The following is a 17350-nucleotide window of genomic DNA, read 5'->3' on the forward strand; positions in this document are numbered from 1 at the left end:
TCATTATATCTTCCTGGCTGTATTTATCACATTTACGTTATCAAATCGGGTGGTAGAACTACCGTGCGACACTGCACTTACCTGTGAAGGTTGCCCCTTGCCATCGAAGAATGACCCAAAAACACGATAATCACTGTCGTCGCATATTTTGGTACAAGAGTTCCAAAACTCCTGCGTGTTTGACTGATAAGCCACATCACGCACTGGCCCAGTAATTTTCCCATCTTTGATTTCAAAGAAAAGCGTTCCGCCGAATTGGAAGTTGTAGCGTTGCTGATCTATAGAGTAAGACCCACGCCCTACAATGTAAATCCCCTTTTCTACATCTTTGATCATATCGTTTACCGAGTACTTTTCTTTGCCCGGCTCAAGCGATACATTGGGCATACGCTGAAACTGTACATCGTTCCAGCTTTGTGAGTAACAACAGCCATGCGACTCGTTTTGGTCGAGCATGTGCACCTGGTCGCGAGTTGCCTGGTAGTTTACCAATACCCCATCTTTTACCAAATGCCATTTTTTGGTTTTTACCCCTTCGTCATCGTAGCCTACAGCTCCTAAAGAACCCGGCAGGGTTTTGTCAGCCACCAGGTTTACCAGCTTGCTTCCATAGTTAAATTTCTTGGTTTTCCATTTGTCGAGCGTGGCAAAACTGGTACCAGCATAGTTGGCCTCATAGCCCAATACCCGATCGAGTTCTAGGGGGTGCCCTACCGACTCATGAATGGTAAGCCCCAGGTGGTTGGGCTCCAGCACCAACGAATATTTCCCAGGCTTGTTCGACTTGGCGCTCAGCATTGCTTTGGCTTGTTTGGCGGCGTCTATACAGTCTTGTACCAAATCGTAAGAGTCGCGGTACAATGTCACTCCAGTGCCTTTGGGTCCAGCAATTTTATCTTTGGCTTTGGGCTCCATATACTCATAGCCCATACCCATAGGGGCACCTAAACCACGGCGGCTCTGAAACTTGCCTTTTTTACGGTCTACTATGCTAATATTGGGTGTAGACCATATACGGTGTACATCCTGATCTATGTAAGAGCCTTCGGTAGAGGCAAAGTATTTTTGTTCGTTTACCAAAAATAAGTAGTTGGCGGCATAAGTAGCGCCATTCTTCAAAGCTTCTGAGTTTGCTTTTAGCAATAAATCTACTTTGTCGGAAATAGGAACTTTAAATGCGTTCTTTTTGATAGGTGTTTTCCAACTTACATCACCATGTCCTTTGACTGGAGCCAGTTTTACCGGCTCTTTCTGAAATTTTGAATTGGCTTTGGCTATAGCTACTGCTTGTTCAGCAGCTTTGGCTATGCCTTCTTTGGTAACATCATTGGTAGAGGCAAAACCCCAGGTACCATTGGCTATTACTCTGATACCCACCCCAAACGATTCTGTATTTACCAGGTTTTGTACTTTGTTTTCACGGGTAATTACATATTGGTTCAAATAGCGCCCTATGCGCACATCGGCATAAGTAGCTCCCCTAGATTTAGCAGCGTTGAGTCCTATATTAGAAAGAGTTTTCTTTTTGGCCACGGTCATCAACGGGTCCAGCATGTGTTCTATTGACACATCTTTGCCGAAAATAGGTATAGGAAGCATCATCGCTCCGGCACCTAAACCAGCCAATTGTAAAAAGTTACGTCTATCCATATTTTAAAAAATTAATAAGGTTGGATGATTATATGTCAGTAATTATAAATTGATATAAAACCCTGATAAACAGGTATATTTTTCACGGCTCAATCAAATGAGTCGCAAACTTTACGTGTTTCTTAAGGTTTTTGTATATTTTTTTAACAATAGTTTGGTAAAACAGGGCTATTAGCCAAACTAAAGTTGCTATAACCTCGTTTAATAGCAGTTTGTTTTAGATAGGGTGAAGTTAATAGAAACTTGAGGAAATAGGTAGATTTTCGTTTTTTTTAACAAAAAGAGGGTTAACTTGACATATATAAAGAATATTGGCGGGGTAGCAAAACAAAGTTTGGGTAGTAAGCCACAAAATATCAGTCAGAAATACCAGCAAATAAGCATTATCCGTTGAGCATGGTATTTTGATCGTTGTCAAACCAATCTTTAATGGCTTTGATCCCATTGAGTGCCACTTGCAACGGTGGCATTTGTAATAACAATCCTTTTACGTTGAGTTTTTCGAGGTGGGGCAAGTGGGTGATGCTATGGGGCAAGTGGGTAATTTTAGTGTTTTCCAGGTTGAGTTTTTTCAAACTTTTAAGTCGGCTTATTTCAGGCAATAAAGTAGTAATATTGGTTTGACTAATGTCGAGATCTTCCAGACAGGACAGTTCAAACAATGCTTTGGGCAACAAACTCACTGGCAGGCTTTTTAGGCTGAGTTTACGCAATTGGGTAAGCTTGCCTACGTTTTCGCCCAGTTGACTAATGTTGTTGTGGTTGAGACACAAGGCTTTTAAATTATATAATGTGTATATTTCTACAGGTACCTTGTCTAATCCCATCCCTGACAAGTCAAGTTCGTGGGTCTCACGTGCTTCAGAAATCCTCAGTCGACAATCAATCAATTTTTGAGACTGGTCGTTCAGGTGGTTTTCATCGGCAAAGATATGTTCCAGGTGTTGCAACTGTAATAAGGTAAAAGGCAGGTCGGTAATTTGATTGGCGGTAATATTTAATAGTTCAAGTTGAGTAAGTTGTCCAATAGCCGCTGGAATACCCAACAGTTGATTGTGTTCAATAGAAAGCGATTTGAGGGCACACAAACAAGTAATTACTTCCGGAAACTTTTGTAATTGATTAGAGGTAAGGTTTAAACGCTCAAGGTTTTGGAGTTGGGCAAGTTCTTTAGGCAAATCTTTGAGTTGGTTTACCACCAAATTGAGTTCCCGCAAATTACTTAACCGGGCAATGTGTGCCGGAATAACCGATATACGATTGAAATGTAAACGAAGAATTTCTAACTGCGGCAACTCAAATACTTGAGCAGGAATGGCGTTGAGTGCCAAGCCTCCCAAATCTAATTCATTTAAATTTTTATCCTTTACTTCTTGTATTCTTTGGTATGCCTTTTTTTCGAGACTGTTCATCTGGATTTGCCTTTTTACTCTTTTCCAATATATAAAATACTGATGAAAAATGCTAACAATAGTCCACAGCATTCAGTCGATAGTCGATGGCTTTTTCGTAAATACTCACATCTAACAATATACTGATAACCAATGGTTTAAAAGTTATTCTACCGTATTGATATTTTTTTGGCTGTTTGCTCAAAAGTCCCAAATACAGTTTTTATTGAGTAAATAACTCAGAATAATTGAAAGGGTTAACCTCCCCAATATAAAAAACGCTGAACCATTGATACTAAGGAATGTGACCGCCCCGTAAACGGGATTTCGGGCGTAGCCCTCAACAATAACAGCCCGATTTAGAACAGAGCCACAAGTTTTATAATCGATTATTTTATTCTTGTCGCTTGTGGCTCATGAGTCATAGCTTTAGGCTACACCAACTTCCCTCGTTTCCATACCTTGTGCGGCTTGAGCTTGCCTTGGTGGTACAAAATCTCCCGATAATCGCTGGTAGCAAAGCCCGCCAAATCAGCCAGTTGTCCGGCAACCAATTGCCCCCTGTCGTGCAGGTTGAGCGCCTTTGCCGCCCTAAACGTCATTCCGGCAAAAGTTTCTGCGGTGGTGAGCTTTTCTACTGCACCCAATACTGCTGCTTGCATGAGCAAGTCGCCCATAGGCGCTGAGCCTGGGTTCCAGTCGGTAGCAATTGCCACACAAGCCCCTTGGTCGAGCAATTTACGCGCAGGAGCATAGTCCATGCCCAAGCCAAAAGTAACCCCTGGCAATACCACTGCTACAGTATCAGCTTTCGCAAAAAGTGCCACTTCTTGGTCGGTGCTGGCTTCGAGGTGGTCAGCACTGATTGCCCCCACTTCGCACGCAAGTGCACTGCCCCCGGTACTAAACTGATCGGCGTGAATGGTAATGTCAAACCCCAGAGCCTTTGCCTTGTTGAGGTAATGCCTGCCCTCTTCTACTGAAAAGGCGGTATCTTCGACAAATATATCTACTCGGTTGGCAAGTTTACGCGATTTTACTTCGGGCAGTAGTTTTGCCAACACATCGTTGAGGTAGGCAGTAGAATCATCGTATTCGGGTGCCCGCATGTGGGCTGCCAGACAAGTCGCCACTATGTCTATAGCATGGGTATCATTTACTTTTTTAATGGCTTCCAACATTTTAAGCTCCGCCTCTACCGACAAACCATAACCACTTTTTACCTCACAGGTAGTTACTCCTTCGGCCAAATGCCTTGATGCTCGTTGGGTGGCTGAGGCTACTAAGGTATCAAGCGAAGCTTCACGGGTTTTTCTTACCGAATCAAGAATTCCTCCTCCAGCGCGCGCTATCTCAAGGTAAGGCTTACCTGCCACTCGCATGGCATAGTCGCGGGCACGGCTGCCCCCAAAACAAATATGGGTATGAGCATCGACAAACCCAGGCAACAAGACACAATCTTCTTCTATGCGTTCTACCTGATCGCAGGTTTTTACCAGCTGATCAAAATCGCCTATTGCTTCTATAATATCATTACTTACCAAAACTCCGGCATTTTCTCTGATTACCAATTGCTCATCGCTGATGGCTCCTTTTACAGGAAGGTTTTCGAGGGTAACAACTTGCTTAAAAGGTCCTATTAATTTTTTCATGATGATAGTTTATAACATTGACGGGACAATATATGAGAAATTCAGCCCTTGATGAATCAGGATTTACAATTTTTGGTATAAAATCAAATGATTTCACTTTATTTAAGGCAAAAATTACTTAGCTTACCCTCAATGAGGATATGGTAAATATTGCCCCCTCACAACCTCACCAAAAATAGTCGCATTCAAAAAAGTTTTACACTCAACGATTGCGCTATTTTTGTGGCAATTTTTTAAGTCAATCAATAAAAAATCAATCATTTATTAAAAGTAAACAGCCATCGTGGGAAAGATATTTTTGACTTTGAAACAAGGCATTTTTTCAGTTCGTAGAGCTTTTATGGACATTGAGGCAAGCCTCTGAGTCACAGAAAAAACTCGCCCAAATCAAAAAACTATTTTTTGTCCATGACTTATTAAAATAACTTTCGTTTATAGCAGAACTCATATTGAGTTCACAAAAAATTAAGTTTGTAACCAAATCCATTAATCTATGAACTTCAAAACAATTACAAATCAAATGAACTTTTGGGGGGTAATGACCCTTGTTTGCTTGTTCCTTGCCAAACCCCAACAATCTAAAGCCCAAGGCGACTTGATGGCTATGGCAGACAGTGCCAATGTATTTGCCATTCCTTTTGGCTACACTCAAATCGGTGAAACTGGTTATGTAGGGTTTCGCTTACAACCTGAGCTTGCTTTTGGCAAAATAGGGGTTGGTTTAGACATTCCTATTATGTTTAGTACCAAAGATGGTTCGTTCCGGGCAGAAGAATTTCAAGACGGATTGGGCGGTGTTTTGCGTATGATTCAGTATTTCCGTTATGGACGTAAGCGTCGCGATCCTTTTTACATCAAAGTAGGGGTGCTCAGAAGATCATATTTAGGATTTGGCGGCTTATTGAACAACTATACCAACTCGCCTAGTTTTGAGCGTCGTAAGGTAGGTTTTGAATTTGACATCAGCCCTGGCAACAGGTTTTTTGGGGTAGAGGGTTTATACAGCGATATTAATGGCTTGAACCTGTTGGCTGTTCGTCCTTATGTACGTCCTTTTGTCAACTCTCTTGCGCCTATTATCAATACCTTCGAGATTGGGGTAGGAGTCGTACATGACCGTTCGCAACAAGCTCTACCGGTAGCATCTACCACCACACCTTTGCCTATCACCATTCCTACTACCTCGGCAGACTCTACTACCGACTTACGAGATACCCGCTATGTAAACAACGGAATGACTGGTTTGAACGTAGACGCGGGCATCACCCTTTTAAACATTCCTTTTATAAAGGTAGATGCTTATACCCAATATGCTTTTTTGTTGAAAAACAACTCTGACAGCCTCAAAAAAGACTTGGATGCTATAGCTTCAGTGGCTGGAAACGAAGCCGTGAAAGAATATGGTACTGGTTCGGGTTTTAGTGCTGGGGTAAGGGCTCGTTTGAACTTCATTGCCAATATATTTGCTATGGAAGCACGTTTGGAATACCAAAACTACAGTAAGTTCTTCCGCCCTCAGTTTTTTGATGCTGCCTACGAAATAAATAAGGATGCAGGTATTTTGGCGCTTGCTACTGACACTACTGCTACCAATGGTATTTATGGTACTTTGAGTGGGCATTTGTTGAATAAAATTAAAATTACGGGTGGTTTACAATTGCCTTTTGAGATTAGCAAAACCAACCCTGCTTTATTGTTTATTCAGGGAGATGCTACTGGTTTGATCCCTAAAGTAGTATTATCAGGAACTTATGTAAAGGGCAACCTTTTTACGTTGCAAGATGCTTTGGTGTTAGACGATCGCTCACTTGCCAATGTAAGAGCGGCTTATCAGTTGTATTCCTGGCTTACTTTAGGCGTTGACTTCCGCTGGACGTTTGCCAAAGTAACCAACGACACTTTTGACCCTCCCATAGAAAGAGTAGAGGCTACTCGTTATGTGATGCCTTATGTAGGGATAAATATTCCTTTATTTAGTAACAAATCTGCTAACTAAGGAGTAAAATCTTATTTATATAAAACAAAAGCGAGACAAAGTTACTTTGCCTCGCTTTTGTTTTGTTATGTATATAGGTGTTTGCTTGTCGCTCATTGCTCAAAGCCTTTATCTCTCTCTATTTGCCAAACTTTGCTTTCAAGGCGGCCAGTTTAGAGTTAAAGTCTCCTTCTGGAACTTCTTCTTCTTTTTTACTTTTATTGCCTACTCCGTCTTTGCGTCGGTTTTGCGGCTTGTTTTTGCGGTCTTTGTTATTGCGTCGTTTGGCCGTATCAGCAGCTCCAGCTTCGCCTTTCATTGTCAGTTGAATACGCTTGCGTTCTACGTCTACGTCCAACACCATTACCTCTACCTTTTGCTGTACTTTTACTACCTCGTTGGGGTCGCTTACAAAAGTATTGGACAACTCGCTGATATGCACCAAACCATCCTGGTGTACACCAATATCTACAAAAGCACCAAACTTAGTTACATTGGTTACTACACCGTTGAGCTTCATTCCGGTTTTGAGATCTTCTATAGTATTTACGCCTTCGGCAAACTCTACCACCTCAAACTTAGCCCGAGGGTCGCGCCCTGGTTTGGCAAGTTCTTGCAAAATATCGTTCAGTGTAGGCAAACCCACCGTATCGGTTACATACTTTTTAGGGTCAATCTGCTGGCGTAACTTGTCGTCTTTCATGAGGTCGGTTACTGAGCAGCCCAAGTCTTTAGCCATTTGTTCTACAATGGGGTAACTTTCGGGGTGTACTGCACTGGCATCGAGTGGGTTGGGAGCATCGCCAATGCGCAAGAAACCAGCCGCTTGTTCAAACGCCTTGTTGCCCAAACGCTTTACTTTTTTGAGTTCCGCCCGGCTTTTAAACGCACCGTTTTCATTGCGGTATTCTATGATATTTTGCGCAAGCACAGGGCCTAAACCAGATACATAAGTCAGGAGTTGTTTACTTGCTGTATTTACTTCTACCCCTACCTTGTTTACACTACTCTCTACCACGTCGTCCAGGCTTTTCTTGAGAGCGGTTTGGTCTACATCGTGTTGGTATTGCCCTACTCCTATCGATTTTGGGTCTAGTTTTACCAGCTCAGCCAGTGGGTCCATCAAACGGCGTCCAATAGAAACCGATCCTCTGACAGTAATGTCTTCATCAGGAAACTCTTCGCGTGCTACCTCAGACGCTGAGTAGATAGACGCTCCGCTTTCATTGACCATTACCACCAAAACTTCTTTAGACAAGCCAATGCTGCGAATAAAAGCTTCGGTTTCGCGGCTTGCGGTACCATTGCCAATGGCTATAGCCTGTACATCGTATTTTTTGCACAAATCGTGAATGGTGGCCATTGCTTCGGTGCGGCGACGATCGGGAAAGATAACGTCGTGCTTCAGCAACTTACCTTGTGGGTCGAGGCATACTACCTTGCAGCCTGTACGAAAACCAGGGTCGATTGCTAAGACTGCTTTTTGCCCCAAAGGAGCCGCCAGTAAGAGTTCACGTAAGTTGTCGGCAAATACCTGAATAGCCTCAGAATCGGCCTTTTTCTTTGCCTTAAGGCGCACTTCGGTTTCCATAGAAGATTTAAGCAAACGCTTGTAGGCATCTTTTACGGCAAGTTCCATTTGCTCGGTGTTTTCGGCATTGCTGCCTTCTTTCACAAAACGGTGGGCAAGTTTTTGTAGAGCTTCTTCTTCTTCGGGCGAGGTATCAAGCGACAACATGCCTTCTTTTTCACCTCTACGAATGGCCAATACCCGATGTGAAGGAGCCTCTTGCACGGCTTCTTCCCAGTCGAAGTAGTCCATATATTTTTTGGCTTCTTCTTCTTTGCCTGGAATCACTTTTACGGTGTAGGCGCCTTTTTTCCAGAACAAGTCGCGCATAGTAGCACGGGCTTCCACATCTTCGTTTACTTTTTCGGCAATAATGTCGCGGGCTCCGGCAAGGGCTTCTTCCTCAGTATTTACGCCCTTTTCGGGATCAATAAATTTTTTGGCTTCTGCTATTAAGTCAAAATCTTCCTGAGCGAATATTTTTTCTCCCAAAGGTTCCAACCCTTTTTCGCGGGCAATGGTAGCGCGGGTGCGCTTTTTGGGTTTGTAAGGCAGGTACAAATCTTCGAGGGCTGTCATAGTTTCGGCAGCCTCTATTTTCTTTTTGAGTTCAGGGGTGAGTTTACCCTGTTCTTCTATCGATTTTAGTATAGCCTCTCTTCTTTTGTCCAAGTCGCGCAGTTGCGTCAGTCGGTCACGAATTTGTGCAATGACAACTTCGTTTAAGCTTCCGGTGGCTTCTTTACGGTATCGGGCAATAAAAGGAATGGTAGCCCCTTCGTCGAGCAATAACGCCGTGGCTGCCACCTGGTGCTCAGTAATATTTAGTTCCTGAGCTATTTTTGGAAAATGTGGATTGTTCATGTATTCACAATAATATCAAAATAAGTGAACAAAGTTACAAAAACTTGGGGTTTGGGCAGACGTTGATTTGGTAAATATTTCTTTTTTATAAGAAAAACACCTCTTCATCTACTATCTTACCCTTCCCCGAAAGTTGATGAATAAATTCTGCTTCCCTGGGTGACATAGAATTATCTGACACAATCACCTTTTTTAGTTTTTTTAGCTTTAGTTCAAAAGCCCCAACAAGGTTCTAGTGCACTGGGGATTAAATAAATATACTATTTATTCGAGGGTATTTTGTTTGCTGACGCACTTCAAAAAGTGCGCATAGCCAAAGCTACGCAAACTTTTTTAAGTAAAGTCAGCGAGCTAAAGACTCCGAATAATGTGGTAGTAATTTAGTCTCCAGTGCACTAGGTACAACTTGTTTAACTGCGATGAGCTCAGCACAGTTAAACTGTAGCTTCGGTTTTTCAAAAGTAATTTTTTTGCTATGCTTCTCTTAACCTAATGGCTATGGTGGAGACACAAACCGAGGCGAAAAAATAGTAGGGTAGAATAGACGACACAAAAAACATCTTTCCCTTATTTTTTTCCTATTCTAAAAAATAGTAGGGCAAAACAAACAATTTGTTTCTTTTACACCTCAAATTGCTGCTATCATCCCTGATTTTGAACACTTCTTTATATGCTGCCTAAAGTTTCCACCTCTTCTTACTATAGGTACAATTTGAATAAAAAAAATACAATGAAATTCTTTCCAATTACCAGTTATACCCCAAAAACGACCACTTATACCTCGTTTTGGGAAAGTATTTTTCTTTGTAAGACCTTTGCCGGTGGGGATTCCGAAAACCCAACAACAGAGTAGGAAATTAGATATTACAATACTTACCAGGCAGATGGTGGATAATAAGTGCCTATCAAAATAATTCAAGACTGCCTGTTGGTTAATACACAAGTTATGATACATTTTACAAACAAGGTCGTCGGACTAAAACCGCCTGTGCAGCCTTTTTACCTGGCTTGCTTGCTGGCTTTTGTTGCGTGCATTCATCCGCTCAAAGCGCAACTTACTGCTGTGTCTAATAGCACAGTGATGTCTGTCGATGGTTCTGAAAGCCCAGCAACAAGTAATATTTGGAAATTTTTTGATGGGGCAAATCTTTCAACCAACGATTCTGACCTTACCGGAAATCAGGTGATTTCGTTACAAAAGAAAGGAAGAGCACGCCGCTCGTATACAGTGACCGAGGCTGGTTATTACCGGGTACGGGTAAAGGCTGCATTGCGTGCCAAGGTGCTGAACACACAACGCCCAAATGTGGGCATACGCATAGATGGTATCGATTTGGGTAATATACCAGTGCCCTCTGACTCTTACACCGACTTACATTCTTTGGCCATTTATTTAACTGCTGGCAACCACAATATAGAACTCAGAAGAGTTCCTTCACAAGAAGGTGATCAAACCGCCTTTGTAGACGATTTGCGCCTTGAGAAACTACACGATTGGCAAATTTGGATAAACAGCCAGACAAACAGTAGCCAGATGGTAACTATACCAGCAGGAACCACTGTAGTAATGAATGGAAACATCAAGGCAAAACGCATCATGGTGAAGGGACACCTGGTGGCGGCCCAAAACCGTGACCTGGATATTACTACTCATAATATTATGGTGATGGGAGCAGGAGCTTTGTTTGAACTTGGGCAGGCACTGGTTCCTTACCCTAAACAAGCCACCATTACCCTCAATGCACCTGGGGATGGTACTGCTCACTCAACAATGGGAGATAATTATTTGGGAGCTATGGGAGGTGCCCGCCTGGAGATGCATGGTTTGGCAAAAACCAGTTGGACAAAACTGCAAAGTGGCGGTGCTGTTGGTAGCAATCAAATTGTGTTGGAAGGGGCTATCCCCCACTGGAAAGCGGGTGATGAGATCATCATTACATCCAATCGTCTTACCAAGGAAGAAGGTGTCTGGGTTGATCGATCCGAAAAACGCACCATTCATTCAGTAGCAGGAAGACGAGTTACCTTAAGCACCGCTTTGACCTATGCGCATAATGGAGGGGTAAAAACTTACAAAAATGCTGAAGACTCCCCAACCTGGACGGCCGACCTAAGAGCCGAAGTAGGTATGCTTACCCACAATATTAAAATACAGGGAGCCCCTACTACTACAGGCTATGGTGGCCACATCATGATAATGGGCAATGGCAAGGCTTATGTAAGTGGCGTGGAACTATACAACATGGGGCAAAAACAGAAAATGGGGCGTTACCCGTTCCACTGGCATATGTTGGGTAAGGCAGGTAAGGGACAATACTTCAAAAACTCCAGTGTGCACCAATCGTACAACCGAGCCATTACCATTCATGGTACAGACAGCACACTCGTTGAAAACAATTTTTGTTATGACCACATCGGGCATGGCGTCTTTCTGGAAGATGGCAGCGAACGTTTTAACACCATCAAAAAAAATGTGGTATTGCTTACCAAACGTCCCGAAAAAGGAGAAGAACTAATTATTTCTGATAACGAGCTTGATAAAATGCAAGACCGCACCCCAGCCAGCTTCTGGATTACCAACCCCCAAAACACCTTTGAAGACAACATAGCCGCTGGCACACATGGTACAGGGTATTGGTTTGCGTTCCCTCTCAAGCCTACAGGAGCATCAGCTAACGACCCTCGCTTTAAGGATATGGAACCATACAAGTCGCCTCTTATTAGTTTTAAGGGTAATGTGGCCCATAGTTGTATGTCTGGTTTTGATATTTTTGACCAAATACGTTCTGATCACAAGATTTTGGTGAGCATGGGATGGGATAACAAGGAAGAACACTTGATGGAAGACTGCCTGTGGTTTGCCAATGATTTGGCACTGTATGCAGGCTTTGGCTGGCTTGAACATATTGTGCAAGGTCCTACCGATAACCTTATTTTTAGAAACAATATATTCGTTGAAAACAAGGCGGCTACTATGTTTGCCAGCAACTGCATTGTAGATAAGTCGGTGTTTGTGGCTCATTCAGGTTATGATTTGATTCCTGCAAACGAGGAGCGCCGGGCGTATTTGGTATACGATGGCCCTGGCCAAATACATCATAGTCATTTTATAGGGTGGGATCATAAAAAAGCCAACTTGTTGGGGAACATTGGTTCAGCTATCAAACATGTAAACCATATATTTAGGGGTAACACCACTAATCAGGTAGTTCGTTGTGAATTAGATAACTTCAATATTCAACCAACAAATGACCAGCCTTTATTCAGACTTCGCCCCAGAGTTTGGTCTGTGGTGGTTAAAGACGAAACCGGAACTTTTACCGGGATACCTAACACTGCTTTGGTAAGCAACCATCCTTTTATATTGGTGGGCGATGAAAAAAACCCATATCCAAACAAATGGGCAAATGTTTATCGCAGTCATCATCGTTTTGCTTTGGCTACGTTGCGTTATCCTGATATTGAAACAAACAAGTTTCCCAATATTGTGGTTACCCGTCAAAAACAAGGTGCTGAGTCCCGACAGGTTTCTTACAAACCAGATGGTGTGCAGGTAGGTAATTACCAATCGCTGCCTGTAATTGTAAACGAGGGCTTTGAATATATATATGAGTTTGACAAGCTGCCTTCAACGCAGATGATACAAATGCGAATGGATGATGCTACAACAGGCGATGAGAACACTACTGTCTTCAAAGACTTTGGTAAACTGGGTGGTTTAGAGGTAGCCGCTATTGATTGCCCCAGTTGCCCTGATAAGACCGCTTTAAGTATGTCTTCGTATACATCTTTAGATGATTTGCGTAGCGCGCCGGGCAGTGGGTACTACATAGAGCCAGCGGGTGATTTGTATGTAAAAGTAAAAGCCATTGGCAACAGGCAATATTATAAACTCACTTGGAATACCAACTTTGTGGTACCTATGATGGATACCGACGGAGATGGTATGTCAAATGTGGACGAGTATCTTAAAAGTCGCAGTATGTTTGATGCCAAAGATTTGGAGACTGGTTTTGATAAAACTGATGACGCTGATAACGCTGATAAATTTGAGGGTTGGACAAAGTTGTACCATGTTGTAAATGTGCAAGTAAAAGATGGTACCTTGCGTGGAACCTCTAACAATAGTGGTATAAGAGCAGCCATTATTAACGATCAATTTAACTTCCAGGCTGATCGGGTGCAAACCATTCAGGTACGAATGAAGGCTTCGCATAATGTGCCTGTTCTATTGTTTTTTTATATCAATAATGAATCTTATTTTCCAGCACAAAATAAGCCGGTAATTGCTCATTATACTGGCAATGGAGACTGGCAAACGCTTACTTTTAATGTGAGCAATCACCCTGCATGGAATGGTACCATCAAAGCCCTACGCCTTGACCCAGTAAATGTGCCAAATACTTCCTTTGAGATTGATTGGATCAAATCGAGTCACATAGATACTGATGGAGATGGCATGTCAGATGTGGAGGAAAATCATAAGAACCGTGATCAGCTTGATGCCAAAGATTTGGAGACTGGTTTTGATAAAACTGATAACGCTGATAAACTTGAGGGTTGGACAAAGTTGTACCATGTTGTAAATGTGCAAGTAAAAGATGGCACCTTGCGCGGAACCTCTGGCAATAATAATAATAGAGTAATCATTATTAACGATCAATTTAACTTCCAGGCCAATCAGGTACGCACCATTCAGGTACGAATGAAGGCTTCGCGTAATGTGCCTGCTCTATTGTTTTTTTATATCAATAATGAATCTTATTTTCCAGCAGAAAATGAACCGATAACTACTCATTATACAGGCAATGGAGACTGGCAAACGCTTACTTTTAATGTGGGCAATCACCCTGCCTGGAATGGTACCATCAAAGCTCTACGCCTTGACCCAGTAAATGTGCCAAATACTTCCTTTGAGATTGATTGGATCAAGAGTTGTACTAATTGTGCGGCAGCAGGAGGTTCATCGGCCAGAACCACCACCCAAGGCTTTGTCCAACCACAGCCAGAAAGTAAGGTAAGTATTTACCCCAACCCACTGGGCGAGCAGTTATTTATCAAGGGCATTGGCGAAGGTACCATCGTTCGCATTTTTGATATGCAGAGCAAGCTTCGTAAAAAACTGGCATACAAAGGTTCTATTAATGTAACCGACCTCGAAGCGGGTATTTATTTGGTAGAAGTAAATGGCACATTTTATAAAGTGCTAAAGGAGGAGTAACAGTACTTTCTTATAAAAATTGAAAGTGAGGGTTAGTTGTAAAATTGGAGTGTTGGCTCCACCTCAATTACCACTAACCCTTACTCTCATGTTAATCAAAAGACGAAGTTTGTACGAAGAAATGCAAAATTGTTCAGCTGTAGATCTCAGAAATACTCACAGAAAAACACATGAGATGGCCTTTGTTTTATTGGGCATATTATTAGGCATGCTCCGTAAACACGATGGTGTTCTCTCAAGTATTCAGACTTGTTTGCGAGTGCAAAGCTCAGTCATAGCTCAAGTCTATTGAGTCATTCGGCTAGAAAGCCTGTCTTGTCAAGATCGGAGGCTTCTTTTTACCATAAGTTTCAAGTGACCTAAAGAAACACTTAAAACAGCCTGGGCAGACGTTAATTTGGCAAATATTTCTTTTTTATAAAAAAAACTCATCTTCGTCTATTATCTTACACTTCCCCGAAAGTTGGCGAATAAATTCTACTTCCTTGGGTGACATAGGATTACCTGACACAATCACCTTTTTTAGTTTTTTTAGCTTTAGCTGAAAAGGTAGAAACTGTACCTCATTATAAGCTATATCCAACACTTTCAGTTTTTGAAGCGCCCCTGATACACTAAGGTCATCACTATACAACTTATTACTACGCAGGTTTAACTCTGACAACTCAGTTAACTTAGCCATTTCTTCAGGCAACGATTTTATTTTATTATAACTTAGATCAAGGTTTTGTAGCTGGTCTAAGTTCCCTATCTCTGGTGGGACTGTTTCTATACTATTATCACTTAAATTAAGTACTTCCAAACTCTTTAACTGCTCTATTTCGGGAGGTATATGCGTAATTTGTCGTTGAATCAAAAACAAAGACTTCAAACCTGTAAAAGCGAACAACTCTGGTGGAAACGGATTCACCATTATTTTTAATGAATGACCATCGGCAGTAGACAATGGCTTTGTGTTTTTATTGTTGCCAGGCTTTAAAAAATACAGCTCATTGTCATATATTTCAATCGCGTCTACTTGCTTAATAAACTCCATTTCTACATTATTCTTAATGCAAGAAATAGGATATTTTCTTAACTCCTTGGTCACTTTTTCATTGTACTCTCCATTTTTCCCCAAACACAATTGAAAAGCAAGTGCTATGTTATGAGCATCTTTAGTTTTCAAAAGAGATAATATCTTTTTGTTATGATCTTCCATTGTTTTTTAATACTTATAAAACCACAAAAATACACCTTTGCTCAAAAAAAAAACACGCAAGGCTTCTCTTTAGTCATCTTTCAATAAATAATTTGAGCTATTAAAGTGTATCTATTGCCCTCATTCTTCTCAAAAAAAAGCTTCATAACTTCGGCTATGCACCGTTTTTTTGCATCGTCTGAGAACAATATATTTTCTTGAATTGGCACCTCTTATTTTTTCCGGATCACTTATCAATTTTATGAAAAAAAATTTCATTAATATTTCTTGGCAAATGTGGACGCTAAATATATGATACATTGTATTTTTGGGTAAAGCTTTATAATAGAGACCAGTGGTAAGCGGCAAATCGCAAGTTGTATATACCTTCTTCTACTTTATACTTGTGTTAGGTCACTTGCTACCTACCTCTTTCAAAATATACTTACTAACAAGTCTAACAATTTCAAAAACAATGAGCAACGAAAACGACAACGCGACTGACAACAACCTTCGCACGGCAAAACTAATCATGGTGACTGCCAACAACAACAACAAGTATTATGAAATGCAAGAAAACGGTGATGGCACCTTTACAGTAAGCTATGGCAGGGTAGGTGGACGTGCTACTACCCGAAGCTATTCAATGCGGGAGTGGGACCAGAAGTACCGCGAAAAAACCCGCAAGGGCTACGCTGATCAAACCCACTTATTTGCCGAAAGCAAAGAGGAAATAAAACTGGCTGACATTGACGATAAGGGAGTAGAAAAGCTTGTTAATCTATTGACCAAATATGCCAAAAAATCTATTGGCGACAACTATAATGTAACTGCCGACCAGGTAACCCGCAAACAAGTGGATGAGGCGCAAGAGATTTTGGACAAGATTGTAGGGATGGTAGAAAAGAAAAGTAAGGATATAAAAGTCAAGCTTAAGCTGGAAGATCTTAACCGTAACTTGTTGAATTTGTACCAGATTATCCCTCGTAAAATGTCTAATGTAAACGACCATTTGTTTACTGGTGCATCTACTCAAGACGATGTGGAAACCATGGAAAAGAAAATGGCAGAAGAACAGGCGACACTTGATGTAATGCGTGGACAGGTAGACATTAATGAAAAAACCAAAGTAGCTGCTGAGGAGGAGAACACCAACGAAATAAACTTGTTGGAGGCAATGGGGCTGGAAATGGCTACGGTGACCGATGAGGCGGTAATTAGTAAAATCAAGGACTTGATGCAAGACGAAGCGCATAAGTTCCACAAGGCATTTGAGGTAACTAATATCAAGACGCAGAATTGGTACGACGACTTTAAAAAGACAGCTAAAGATCAGAAAACTGAGCTTTTTTGGCACGGGAGCCGTAACGAAAACTGGATGTCCATTCTGGAAAACGGTCTGGTGCTACGCCCCGCCAATGCGGTAATCACCGGAAAAATGTTTGGGTACGGTTTGTATTTTGCTGATAAGTTTCGTAAATCACTGAACTACACCTCTTTGCGTGGTTCTTACTGGACAGGAGGCACGGCAAAAGATGGTTTTCTTGCCTTATACGAGGTGCACGTAGGCAACCAATACCACCTCAAAAAACACCAATCGTGGTGTTATGAATTGAGCGAGAAAAACCTCAAGAAAAAAGGGGATTATGATTCTCTGTTTGCCGAAGGCGGCGCCGATTTACGCAACAATGAGTACATCATTTATAATCACTCGCAGTGTACGGTCAAGTACTTGGTACAGGTGAAGTAGTAGTAGTCGATAGCATTCAGTCAATGGTCGATAGTATTTATAAGCTGTTAGCTATTGGCTGTTGGCTTTATAAAAAATACAGCATTAATTCTTAAAT

Annotated in this window: 8 protein-coding genes; 3 read left to right on the forward strand and 5 right to left on the reverse strand. The window is 41.7% G+C overall.

What is annotated here, in order from left to right; all coding sequences use genetic code 11:
* Nucleotides 1–3: 3 nt before the first annotated feature.
* The 3 genes from M23134_RS06295 to hutI form a co-directional block, all read right to left on the reverse strand.
* Entirely contained in the window at nt 4–1650 is a 1647-nt protein-coding gene (locus M23134_RS06295) for a TldD/PmbA family protein (RefSeq protein WP_002694673.1), read from the reverse strand.
* Nucleotides 1651–2033: 383 nt separating this feature from the next.
* A complete protein-coding gene (locus M23134_RS06300) occupies nt 2034–3062 on the reverse strand; it encodes a leucine-rich repeat domain-containing protein (protein WP_045113124.1) in 1029 nt (342 codons plus the stop codon).
* Between the two features lie 413 nt (nt 3063–3475).
* Nucleotides 3476–4693: an imidazolonepropionase gene (hutI, locus tag M23134_RS06305; protein ID WP_002694676.1), complete on the reverse strand. Its 1218-nt coding sequence runs from the start codon at nt 4691–4693 to the stop codon at nt 3476–3478.
* Nucleotides 4694–5186: 493 nt separating this feature from the next.
* Between hutI and M23134_RS06310 the strand changes: the two genes are divergently transcribed.
* The gene (locus tag M23134_RS06310) at nt 5187–6689 is read left to right on the forward strand and encodes a hypothetical protein (RefSeq protein WP_002694677.1); all 1503 of its coding nucleotides are present in this window, start codon (nt 5187–5189) and stop codon (nt 6687–6689) included.
* A 118-nt stretch (nt 6690–6807) separates the two neighbouring features.
* On the opposite strand, the gene M23134_RS06315 is transcribed toward M23134_RS06310, so the two are convergent.
* Nucleotides 6808–9102 (reverse strand): Tex family protein, encoded by a 2295-nt coding sequence (locus M23134_RS06315; RefSeq protein ID WP_002694678.1) that lies wholly within the window; start codon nt 9100–9102, stop codon nt 6808–6810.
* A 946-nt stretch (nt 9103–10048) separates the two neighbouring features.
* On the opposite strand from M23134_RS06315, the gene M23134_RS06320 reads away from it, so the two are divergent.
* Nucleotides 10049–14323, forward strand: coding sequence for a G8 domain-containing protein (locus M23134_RS06320; protein WP_082226525.1), 4275 nt, complete (start codon nt 10049–10051; stop codon nt 14321–14323).
* Between the two features lie 415 nt (nt 14324–14738).
* Here M23134_RS06320 and M23134_RS37625 read toward each other — a convergent pair whose 3' ends face one another.
* The gene (locus M23134_RS37625; RefSeq protein WP_002694680.1) at nt 14739–15524 is read right to left on the reverse strand and encodes a leucine-rich repeat domain-containing protein; all 786 of its coding nucleotides are present in this window, start codon (nt 15522–15524) and stop codon (nt 14739–14741) included.
* 454 nt (nt 15525–15978) lie between these two features.
* On the opposite strand from M23134_RS37625, the gene M23134_RS06330 reads away from it, so the two are divergent.
* The gene (locus tag M23134_RS06330) at nt 15979–17253 is read left to right on the forward strand and encodes a WGR domain-containing protein (RefSeq protein ID WP_002694681.1); all 1275 of its coding nucleotides are present in this window, start codon (nt 15979–15981) and stop codon (nt 17251–17253) included.
* The last annotated feature ends 97 nt before the right edge of the window (nt 17254–17350 follow it).

The sequence above is a fragment of the Microscilla marina ATCC 23134 genome, from assembly GCF_000169175.1.
GTDB lineage: Bacteria > Bacteroidota > Bacteroidia > Cytophagales > Microscillaceae > Microscilla > Microscilla marina.